The sequence below is a fragment of the Poseidonocella sp. HB161398 genome (assembly GCF_005870025.1).
Classification (GTDB): Bacteria; Pseudomonadota; Alphaproteobacteria; order Rhodobacterales; family Rhodobacteraceae; genus Mangrovicoccus.
Genome location: NZ_VATA01000282.1, coordinates 1 through 613 on the forward strand (window position 1 = coordinate 1; position 613 = coordinate 613).

1 pseudogene is annotated in these 613 nt (G+C 68.7%); it reads left to right on the forward strand.

Features of this window, described 5'->3' with window-relative positions:
• Window positions 1-613, forward strand: a pseudogene (locus FGX59_RS37265) (IS1634 family transposase); the annotation flags it as partial.

Genomic DNA, 613 nt, shown 5'->3' on the forward strand with positions numbered 1-613 from the left:
AAGACACTGCAGGGCATGCTTCAGACGGTGCTGAAGCGGTTCCCGGTCCAGCGGGTCGTGCTGGTGGCTGACCGGGGCCTGCTGAGCCAGGAGAATATCGGCGAGCTGACCGCGCTGGCCGACCGGGACGGCCGCAAGCTGGAGTTCATCCTGGCCGTTCCCGCGCGCCGCTATGCGGAGCTTGCCGAAACATTCCAGGGGCTTGCCTTCGATGCCGACGGCCTCGCCGAGGCGGAATTTGCCGGACACCGGCTGATCGTCGCCCATGATCCGCTGCGCGCCGGGGAACAGTCCGAAAGGCGCCGGGCGCGCATCCGCGAGCTCGAGGAGATGGCCGAACGGCTGGTTGGAAAGCTGGACAGCCAGGACGCCGGACAGACCGCACGCGGACGCCTCGCCTCGGACCGAGGATCGTACAGCCGCTTCACCCGTGCCGTCGCCGAAGCCGAGCTCACCCGCTTCATCAAGCCTGACTTGCAGGCCGCCTGCCGGACCGCATCCGCGCCCATGCGCTGATCTGCTTCCTGGCGCTGGTCCTCTACCGCGTCATGCGCATGAGGCTGAAGGCGAAGGGCCATTCCGCCAGCCCGCGCACCGCGCTCGACCTGCTCGC